Annotated in this window: 9 protein-coding genes and 1 pseudogene; 7 read left to right on the top strand and 3 right to left on the bottom strand. The window is 37.8% G+C overall.

Annotated features, from left to right (window positions below; translation table 11 throughout):
* Positions 1-448 (bottom strand): YchE family NAAT transporter (locus PF272_RS11700; RefSeq protein WP_271142892.1); only part of this gene is annotated, 448 nt, incomplete at its 3' end.
* Positions 449-505: 57 nt separating this feature from the next.
* Positions 506-856 carry a RidA family protein gene (locus tag PF272_RS11695; RefSeq protein WP_271142891.1) on the bottom strand — a complete coding sequence of 117 codons (351 nt, stop codon included), beginning with the start codon at positions 854-856 and terminating at the stop codon, positions 506-508.
* Positions 857-934: 78 nt separating this feature from the next.
* On the opposite strand from PF272_RS11695, the gene PF272_RS11690 reads away from it, so the two are divergent.
* The 4 genes from PF272_RS11690 to rpsO all read left to right on the top strand — a co-directional run bounded on the left by PF272_RS11690 (position 935) and on the right by rpsO (position 6357).
* The gene (locus tag PF272_RS11690) at positions 935-1657 is read left to right on the top strand and encodes a YwiC-like family protein (protein ID WP_271142890.1); all 723 of its coding nucleotides are present in this window, start codon (positions 935-937) and stop codon (positions 1655-1657) included.
* A gap of 78 nt (positions 1658-1735) precedes the next feature.
* Positions 1736-3646, top strand: coding sequence for a DNA topoisomerase IV subunit B (gene parE / locus PF272_RS11685; protein WP_271142889.1), 1911 nt, complete (start codon positions 1736-1738; stop codon positions 3644-3646).
* 27 nt (positions 3647-3673) lie between these two features.
* Positions 3674-5968 carry a DNA topoisomerase IV subunit A gene (gene parC, locus PF272_RS11680; protein ID WP_271142888.1) on the top strand — a complete coding sequence of 765 codons (2295 nt, stop codon included), beginning with the start codon at positions 3674-3676 and terminating at the stop codon, positions 5966-5968.
* 119 nt (positions 5969-6087) lie between these two features.
* Positions 6088-6357 carry a 30S ribosomal protein S15 gene (rpsO, locus tag PF272_RS11675; protein WP_065234191.1) on the top strand — a complete coding sequence of 90 codons (270 nt, stop codon included), beginning with the start codon at positions 6088-6090 and terminating at the stop codon, positions 6355-6357.
* Between the two features lie 159 nt (positions 6358-6516).
* On the opposite strand, the gene tnpA is transcribed toward rpsO, so the two are convergent.
* Entirely contained in the window at positions 6517-6933 is a 417-nt protein-coding gene (tnpA, locus tag PF272_RS11670) for an IS200/IS605 family transposase (protein WP_271142887.1), read from the bottom strand.
* A 46-nt stretch (positions 6934-6979) separates the two neighbouring features.
* Here tnpA and PF272_RS11665 point away from each other — a divergent pair, with 46 nt between their 5' ends.
* The 3 genes and pseudogenes from PF272_RS11665 (at position 6980) to PF272_RS12930 (ending at position 9341) form a co-directional block, all read left to right on the top strand.
* On the top strand, positions 6980-8116 hold the full coding sequence (locus PF272_RS11665) for an RNA-guided endonuclease InsQ/TnpB family protein (RefSeq protein WP_333781501.1): 1137 nt from the start codon (positions 6980-6982) through the stop codon (positions 8114-8116).
* A gap of 202 nt (positions 8117-8318) precedes the next feature.
* Positions 8319-8720 (top strand): annotated as a pseudogene (locus PF272_RS12935) (replication initiation protein); the annotation flags it as partial.
* A complete protein-coding gene (locus PF272_RS12930) occupies positions 8718-9341 on the top strand; it encodes a replication initiation protein (protein ID WP_333781500.1) in 624 nt (207 codons plus the stop codon). The pseudogene PF272_RS12935 and the gene PF272_RS12930, both read left to right, overlap by 3 nt.
* Positions 9342-9371: the final 30 nt, after the last annotated feature.

Genomic DNA, 9371 nt, shown 5'->3' with positions numbered 1-9371 from the left:
AATTAATCCAACTGTTATAACGGGAGGCCCAAACAATCGTAGAACTAATTGCACCGGGGCCAGCAATTAACGGCATCGCAAGCGGAACAACTGCAATACTTTCATTTTCAGAAAAATCTGTGGCACGTTCTTCTTTATTTTGTTTTTCTTCCCCTAATTTCCCACTAATCATAGTCATAGCAATTGAAATCACCAAAATACCGCCAGCGATACGGAATGAATTGAGTGAAATACTGAAAAAATTAAGTAATGCTTGCCCGATAAATAAACTGGTAAGCAATACGATACCAATTGCAGTTGAGGTGACCAGCATTGTTTTTTGGCGTTCAGCTTCATATTGGTTGCTTGTCATACTCATAAAAATAGGCAACGAACCCAAGGGGTTAGTTACTGCGAACAAACCAATAAAAAACTGCATATAGATAGAAAAATTCTCAATAAACAACATACTTTTTTCAAATTAGGAGAAGAAGTTAAATCGACTTATTATGACATAGGTAACGTATTATTTACACGCTGCAGTAATCATGATCTCGACTTTCCAACTTGGATCGGCGAGTTTTGCTTCAACTGTGGCTCGAGCTGGGGCAGCACCTGCAATAACCCATTCGTCCCAAGCGCGATTCATCTCTGCATAATCAGCCATATTTGCTAAGAAAATTTCAGCACGTAAAATGCGGGATTTATCAGAATTACTTTGAGCTAAGAGGTTATCAATTAGCTGTAACACTTGTTTAGTTTGTCCATAAGCATCAAGCGAGGTATCTTCAGGCACTTGTCCTGCAAGATAAACGATACCACCATAAATAGTAGCTTCAGATAAACGTGCACCTGTATCAATGCGTTTGATTGTCATAAGTACTCCTTTAAGTTATATATCATTGTTAGGTTTAAAGTTAAAATTCAGAACTATTATCAACTGTTAGGTCAAAAAATGAAACTATTAATTTCCAATCAACATGGTGCTATCGTTATGGCACTTTTACCATTTTGTTATGGCGTTCTGCTTACTACACCTATCGGATTACATATCTGTTTATTAGTTGCGTGGTTTGCGTTGTATTTAATGACATATCCTTTTTTAGCTTTATTTAAAGGCAGAAATATGTCGTTGTATTGGCGTTGGACTTTCATTTATGGTGGTATTAGTCTTGTTTTCGCATTACCTGCTATTTGGTATAACCCACAGATTCTCTATTTTGTAGTAGCAATGTTGCCATTGGTTTTGGTGAATATTTACTATACTAAGACAAAAAATGAACGCGCCTTATTGAATGATGTAGCAGCGATTATTATTTTTGCGATTGCAGGCATGGCTGCTTATTATTTTCCCTCTCAGCAATGGGATTTTCATCTTGTCGAAATTGCGTTATATCCTAGCTTATTTTTCTTAGGCACAACTTTATATGTGAAAAGTGTCATGCGTGAGCGGAAAAATCCGATTTACTATTATGTGTCTTGTGGTTTTCATGTAGTTTGTGCGGTATTACCTCTCTTGTTAGTAAATTGGCTGTTAAGTTTAGCTTTTGTTATTCCTCTATTGCGTGCAATTTTATTGCCTAAACGAAAATTGTCGGTGAAACAGACAGGGCTGATAGAATTTGCAATCTCGTTCTACTTTTTAGTAATGATTTACCTTGCAACAGGGATAAATTAATTTCGTAAAGTAGCAATTTGTTCACTGCTAAAAAAATGCTAGAATCTAGCCCTTTGTGATTAATAGTAGCTTAGAACAATGAGTCAAGAGATTTATAACGCCAACGATATTACAGTTTTAAAGGATCTCGAGCCAGTACAGTTACGCCCGGGAATGTACACAGATACCACACGACCAAATCACCTAGGTCAAGAGGTGATTGATAACAGTGTAGATGAAGCCTTAGCAGGATATGCAACAAAAATTGAGGTTGTGCTTTATCCTGATCAATCACTTGAAGTCATTGATAACGGTCGAGGAATGCCAGTTGATATTCATCCAGTTGAAAAAATTTCTGGTGTAGAACTGATTTTAAGTAAGTTGCATGCAGGTGGTAAGTTCTCTAATAAAAATTACCAATTTTCAGGTGGTTTACATGGGGTAGGTATTTCGGTTGTAAATGCGTTATCTGCGCGTGTAGATGTTACTGTCAAGCGTAATGGTGAGGTTTATCATATTGCATTTGCCGATGGAAAAAAGATAGAGGAACTTACGGTTATTGGTAGTTGTGGACGTAGAACTACTGGTACAACGGTTAAATTTTTACCTAATCCAAAATATTTTGATTCTGCAAAATTTTCTTCCACTCGACTACGTCACTTATTACGTGCCAAAGCGGTACTTTGTCCAGGATTGGAAATTAAGTTTGTTGATAAAGTAAATCAAACGGAAGATGTTTGGTGCTATCAAGATGGATTATCAGATTATCTAATAGAAGCGATTGACGGTGTAGAAACTGTTCCAGAAAAACCGTTTATTGGTGAATTTAATGCAGCAACCGAAACGGTGAGTTGGGCGTTATTCTGGTTACCAGAAGGTGGAAATGTCATTGGTGAAAGTTATGTTAATTTAATTCCAACTCCATTAGGCGGGACTCATGTCAATGGATTACGTCAAGGTTTATTAGATGCAATGCGAGAGTTTTGTGAGTTCCGTAATTTATTGCCACGAGGAGTAAAATTAACCGCTGATGACCTTTGGGATCGCTGTGCCTATATCTTGTCTTTAAAAATGCAAGATCCTCAATTTGCAGGACAAACTAAAGAGCGTTTGTCATCACGTCAAAGTGCAGTCTTTGTGACTGGTGTTGTAAAAGATAGCTTTAGTTTATGGCTGAATCAAAATGTGCAACAAGCAGAACAACTTGCTGAAATGGCTATCGCTTCCGCACAACGCCGTTTACGTAGTGCAAAGAAAGTAGTACGGAAAAAATTGGTGAGTGGACCAGCACTACCAGGAAAATTAGCAGATTGTACGCAACAAGATCTGGCTCGTACCGAATTATTTTTAGTGGAGGGGGATTCTGCAGGTGGTTCAGCTAAACAAGCGAGAGATCGTGAATATCAGGCAATTCTGCCATTACGAGGAAAAATTTTAAATACTTGGGAAGTCGCTGGGGACCAAGTTTTAGGCTCGCAAGAAATTCACGATATTGCAGTGGCTTTAGGGATTGATCCAGATTCAGATGATTTATCACAACTACGCTACGGTAAAGTTTGTATTTTAGCAGATGCTGATTCAGATGGTTTACATATTGCAACTTTATTATGTGCACTATTTTTACGTCATTTTCCTAAATTAGTGGAAGAAGGACATGTCTATGTCGCAATGCCGCCGTTATATCGGATTGATTTAGGTAAAGAAGTTTATTATGCCCTTGATGAGGGAGAAAAAGAGGCGATTTTAGAACGCTTACAAAGTAAACGAGGTAAAGCGAATGTACAACGTTTCAAAGGGTTAGGGGAGATGAATCCATTACAATTACGCGAAACCACGATGGACCCGAATACTCGCCGTTTAGTGCAACTAGTGTATGAACCGACAACTCAGACAGAGGGTGAAATTGATCACACCTTTGAAATTTTGGATATGTTATTAGCGAAGAAACGAGCGGATGATCGTAAAAATTGGTTACAAGAAAAAGGCGATCATGCTGAACTTAGCGTTTAAAATCGATGAATGAGTAGAGAGAGAATAATGACAACAATTAACTATGAAGGGGTTGAGCAAATGCCAATTGGGCATTTTACCGAAAATGCTTACCTCAATTATTCAATGTATGTGATTATGGATCGTGCCTTACCATTTATTGGTGATGGTCTAAAACCAGTGCAACGCCGTATCATTTATGCGATGTCAGAATTAGGATTAAACGCAACGGCAAAATATAAAAAATCAGCGCGTACAGTGGGAGATGTATTAGGTAAGTTCCATCCACATGGTGATACTGCTTGTTATGAAGCCATGGTACTGATGGCGCAACCTTTTTCATATCGTTATCCCTTAGTTGATGGGCAAGGAAACTGGGGAGCGCCAGATGATCCAAAATCTTTTGCTGCAATGCGTTATACCGAATCTCGTTTATCAAAAATTTCTGAATTGTTACTATCTGAATTAGGGCAAGGAACGATAGATTATCAGCCTAATTTTGATGGTACGATTGAAGAACCCCAATATTTACCAGCACGATTACCGCATATTTTATTGAATGGAACAACCGGTATTGCCGTGGGGATGGCGACAGATATTCCGCCGCATAATATTAATGAAATTGCAAATGCATTAATTTTATTGCTAGATAAACCAGATGCCGCCATTACGGATCTATTAAAAATTGTCAAAGCACCAGATTTTCCAACAGAAGCTGAAATTATCTCACCGAAAGAGGATTTACAAAAAATCTATATGCAAGGTAAAGGCTCATTAAAAATGCGTGCTGTATGGAAAAAAGAAGATGGTGAGATCGTGATTAGTGCGATTCCTTATCAGGCATCAGGGGCAAAAATTATTGAGCAAATTGCGACTCAAATGCGTAATAAAAAATTGCCGATGGTTGATGATATTAAAGATGAATCTGATCATGAAAATCCGACCAGAATTGTGATTCTCCCTCGTTCAAATCGGGTAAATGAAGATGAATTAATGGCGCATCTGTTTGCCACTACGGATTTAGAAAAAAGCTATCGAGTCAATATGAATATGATTGGCTTAGATCGCAAACCGGCGGTTAAAGATCTCTTGACGATTTTAACGGAATGGTTGGTGTTTAGACGTCAAACAGTGACACGCCGTTTGCAATATCGCTTAGATAAAGTTTTGGCTCGTTTGCATATTTTAGAGGGCTTGTTGATAGCTTTTCTGAATATTGATGAAGTGATTGATATAATTCGTCATGAAGATGAACCGAAATCAGTGTTGATGGCACGCTTTAATCTTTCAGAGGAACAAGCTGAAGCCATCTTAAATTTACGATTACGTCATTTAGCGAAATTAGAAGAAACTGAGCTAAAAGCAGAACAACAGCAATTAGCGGAAGAACGTCAACAGTTAGAAAAAGTATTAGCGTCAGAGGCGAATCTTAATCAACTGATCAAGCAAGAAATTCAGCAAGATGCAGAACAGTTTGCTAGCCCTCGTCGCTCTAAAATTGTAGAACGAGAAGAGGCAAAAGCGATTGCGGAAAGTGCGTTAGTTCCTGTGGAACCAGTTACTGTGATTTTATCTGAAATGGGCTGGATTCGTTGTGCAAAAGGGCATGATATTGATCCAGCAACACTAAGTTATAAAGCAGGCGATAAATATCTTGCACATGTTTGTGGGCGTTCTAATCAACCAGTTATTTTCTTAGATAATACAGGTCGTAGTTATAGCTTAGATGCGTTGTCATTACCATCTGCTCGTTCACAAGGTGAGCCGATAACTGGTAAATTAGCATTACCTGCAGGCGCGGCGATTGAACAGCTATTGATGAGTAAACCAGAACAAGCGGTATTGATGGCTTCTGATGCTGGCTATGGGTTTGTATGCCAGGTAGAGGATCTTATTTCTCGGAATAAAGCGGGTAAAGCGACAATTTCATTACCAGAAAATGCAAAAGTATTACCACCAGTCATTGTAGAAAATAAAGCAGCTTTATTGGTTGCGATTACTACTGCAAATAGAATGTTAGTATTCCCATTAAGTGAGCTACCTGAGTTAGCGAAAGGAAAAGGGAATAAAATTATTAATATTCCTGCGGCTAAAGCAAAATCGCGAGAAGAGTTGTTAGCAAGGTTATTGTTAATTAATCAGGGAAGCAGCTTAATTTTCCGCGCTGGTAAGCGTAAAGTGACTTTAGGTGCAGAAGAGGTTACGCATTATTATGGTGAACGTGGACGTAGAGGTAGTGTATTGCCTCGTGGAGTCCAATTTAGTACAGAAATTGAAATCGTTGCACCAGTGGAACCAGAAAAAAGTGAAACAGATGAAGAGTTTGTTTTAACTGGTGAATAATGGATATAAAATATTTTGCCATTCGTTTAGAGAACGGGTAAAATGCACAGCTCTTGTCGTAGCTGGATTAGAGATCGGCTATCGATGTATTTATAACTTTAACTTTTTAGGAGTTTATTATGTCTCTAAGTACTGAAGAAAAAGCAAAAATCGTTGCTGAATTTGGTCGTGATGCAAAAGATACTGGTTCATCAGAAGTTCAAATTGCATTATTAACTGCACAAATTAACCACTTACAAGAACACTTTTCAGTTCATAAAAAAGACCACCATGGTCGCCGTGGTTTATTAGGTATGGTTTCACGTCGTCGTAAATTATTAGACTACTTAAAACGTTCTAACTTAGAAAGCTATTCTAACTTAATTAACCGTTTAGGTTTACGTCGCTAATTTTTACGTTTTTTATCTAGCCCGAAAGCAAGCTGTTTTCGGGCTATTTTTTTATCTTCATCATTGATACATCTTCTTAATTTATCTAACCGTGCCGTAAAACCACGTCCTTTAGGGCGTGGATATAAGGCACAAACGGCGTAGCTGTTTCAAACCTAACTAATCGGCTGTTTGTTGTTGCTCAATGTATTGGCGAATAAGAGATATGGGAGCACCACCGCAACTTCCTGCAAAATAAGACGGAGACCAAAGCTGATTTCCCCATAGTTTTTTGCGAATACTCGGATAGTTTTTCTTTCTAATCATTCTGCTTGAAACGCCTTTTAAACTGTTCACAAGATTTGATATAGCTACTTTCGGTGGATATTCAACAAGTAAATGAACGTGATCATCTTCCCCATCAAATTCCACTAATGTTGCTTCAAAATCCGCACAGACTGATTCAAAAATGGATTTTAAATCATCAAGAATAAGTTGAGTGAAAACTTCTCTGCGATATTTTGTCACGAAAACCAAATGAACGTGTAAGTTAAAAACAACGTGGCGACCACGTCTAATCTCTGTTTCTTTTTTCATAGACCAAGTGTAGAATATGTACAATTTTTGTATTCTAATTCTAACAATGTTACTACGCAAAGCCTTTAAATTTGAAATCAGACCAAATGGTGAACAAGTCCGCAAAATCAAACAATTTTGTGGTTGTTCTCGTTTTGTGTTCAATAAGGCATTAGCATGGCAAAAAGAACAATACGAACAGGATAACAATCACAAATTCAGCTACACTAAATTAGCTAACCTACTTCCACAATGGAAAAAAGGGCGGGTTTGGCTCAAAGATTGCCATTCTCAAGTGTTGCAACAGTCTTTAAAAGACTTAGAGAGTGCATTTAAAAACTTCTTTCAAAAGCGTTCAGATTTTCCCAAATTCAAGAAGAAAGGCGTAAAAGAGCGTTTTCGTTTTCCGCAAGGTTGCAAAATTGAGCAAGAAAATAACCGCTTGTATCTGCCGAAAATCGGTTGGGTTCGCTATCGCAACAGCCGTGCAATTGTGGGCGAAGTGAAAAATGTCACTGTATCAATGAAGTGCGGTCGCTTTTTTGTGAGCATTCAAACTGAATTTGAACACGAAATTCCCACCCATCAAGGCGGAGAAATCGGCATTGATATGGGCATTGCACGCTTTGTAACCCTTTCCAATGGCGAATTTTTTGAGTCGTTAAATGCGTTTAAAACCGACAAAGGGAAATTGGCAAAACTGCAAAAACAGCTCAAAAACAAAGTGAAGTTCAGTAAAAACGGGCAAAAACTGAAAGAAAAAATCGGTAAATTGCACCACAAAATTGCCAACTGCCGAAAAGATTTTCTGCATAAAATCTCAACACAAATCAGCAAAAACCACGCCATGATCTACGTTGAAGATTTGCAAGTTGCAAATATGTCTAAATCAGCCAAAGGCACAGCAGAAGAACACGGCAAAAATGTGAAACAGAAATCAGGTTTAAACCGAGCGATATTAGATCAGTCTTGGTTTGAATTTAGACGGCAATTAGACTACAAAACGCAATGGTTAGGCGGATTTTTAGTTGCCGTTCCAGCACGAGATACCAGCCGAACTTGCCCTTGTTGTGGACATACCGCAAAAGAAAATCGCCAAACACAAGCTAATTTTGAGTGTGTAGAATGTGGCTATACAGAAAATGCTGATGTGGTTGGAGCGTTAAATGTATTGGAGCGTGGGCGAGCTATCGTCCAAGCGTAATAAAATATCAGGGCAGGACATGCCCGTAGCGTCTGTGAAGTGAATCGCATTAGCGGTCAGCAGCAGAAACCCACCGAGAGTAGCCCACAGCTTGCTGTGGGAGCTAGTAGGAATCCCCTGCCTTTAGGCAGGGGAGGATGTCAAGAAAAAAGAAAAAAACAACAAAAAAGACAATAAAAACAGATACTTAGTACAACAATCCAATGCTTTGATTGAAACAACGCAGAAAATGAGTCTGGTTGAGCGTAGGTTAATGTATCATGTGTTAAGCCGGATAAACCCTAAAAAACCTCAGCAAGAATATGTTTTACGAGTTGAAGACTTTGCACAAGATTTTCCACAGATGGGTTCTGGCACAATCTACAATCAGTTGAAAGATGCTGTTGTTTCTTTGTTTAAAAGAAGCATTCAACTTTTAACAGAAAGGGGAACAACAAAGATATTTTATTTATTGCAAGAACAGGAATATAAAGATGGGGAAGGGTATTTGAGAATGAAGTTTTCAGACTCAACAATGCCTCTGATTTTTGACCTAAAAGAAAAATTCACAACAATGGTATTGGAAAATTTCAAATTTCTTGATTCAGTTCATTCGCTAAAATTGTATGAACTTTTATATCAATACAAAAGTCAAGGATGGCGAGAAATTACAGTTGAAGACTTGAGATTTTTCTTTGGTTGTGAAGATACCTATCCTGATTTTAAACTGTTCAAGCAAAAAGTGATTGAGCCTGCCATGAAAGAAATTTCTGAAAAGTCTGATTTACTTGTTCAAGCTGAATACCTCAGAACTGGAAGATTTGTCACATCAGTAAAATTTATTTTTGTTGAAAAAACAGACAGGCAAATTATTGATGCTGAATGTGAGCTTGCTGAAGTTAAGAATTTAACTAAAAAACAACCTTTAAGACCTGCTCTCAAGCGACACCCTAATCCACGTAAATTTGATTTAGATGATTATAAATCTGCTGAACCAACTTCTAGAAGAGAATACATCAAGTTGAAATTTGCTTGGGCTGTTGAAAACTATAAGAGAATAACTGGTTATGAAAAAGCATTAAAAGAATATGATAGCAAAATGACATTAAAAGCTAAAGATCAGGAGTTAAAATCCAATTATGTGAAAATCATGGCAGAGTGTTATGATGAGTATTTACGATATGCTTTTACTTGGGGTGGAACAGGAGTTCTTGATGAAATCAAAGAAGACTTAACATCAAAGTGAATATTACATAACAAAAAAGCACCAATTAAG

This window comes from Gallibacterium faecale (genome assembly GCF_027920745.1).
Lineage (GTDB): Bacteria > Pseudomonadota > Gammaproteobacteria > Enterobacterales > Pasteurellaceae > Gallibacterium > Gallibacterium faecale.
Note: the sequence above shows the minus strand (reverse complement) of the source record. Positions and strands in the feature narration are given on the sequence as shown.

What these genes read in the sequence shown, in the direction of transcription:
- PF272_RS11695 (WP_271142891.1), bottom strand. Translation starts at nt 856, where the DNA reads ATGACAATCAAACGCATTGATACAGGTGCACGTTTATCTGAAGCTACT.
- PF272_RS11690 (WP_271142890.1), top strand. Translation starts at nt 935, where the DNA reads ATGAAACTATTAATTTCCAATCAACATGGTGCTATCGTTATGGCACTT.
- parE (WP_271142889.1), top strand. Translation starts at nt 1,736, where the DNA reads ATGAGTCAAGAGATTTATAACGCCAACGATATTACAGTTTTAAAGGAT.
- parC (WP_271142888.1), top strand. Translation starts at nt 3,674, where the DNA reads ATGACAACAATTAACTATGAAGGGGTTGAGCAAATGCCAATTGGGCAT.
- rpsO (WP_065234191.1), top strand. Translation starts at nt 6,088, where the DNA reads ATGTCTCTAAGTACTGAAGAAAAAGCAAAAATCGTTGCTGAATTTGGT.
- tnpA (WP_271142887.1), bottom strand. Translation starts at nt 6,933, where the DNA reads ATGAAAAAAGAAACAGAGATTAGACGTGGTCGCCACGTTGTTTTTAAC.
- PF272_RS11665 (WP_333781501.1), top strand. Translation starts at nt 6,980, where the DNA reads ATGTTACTACGCAAAGCCTTTAAATTTGAAATCAGACCAAATGGTGAA.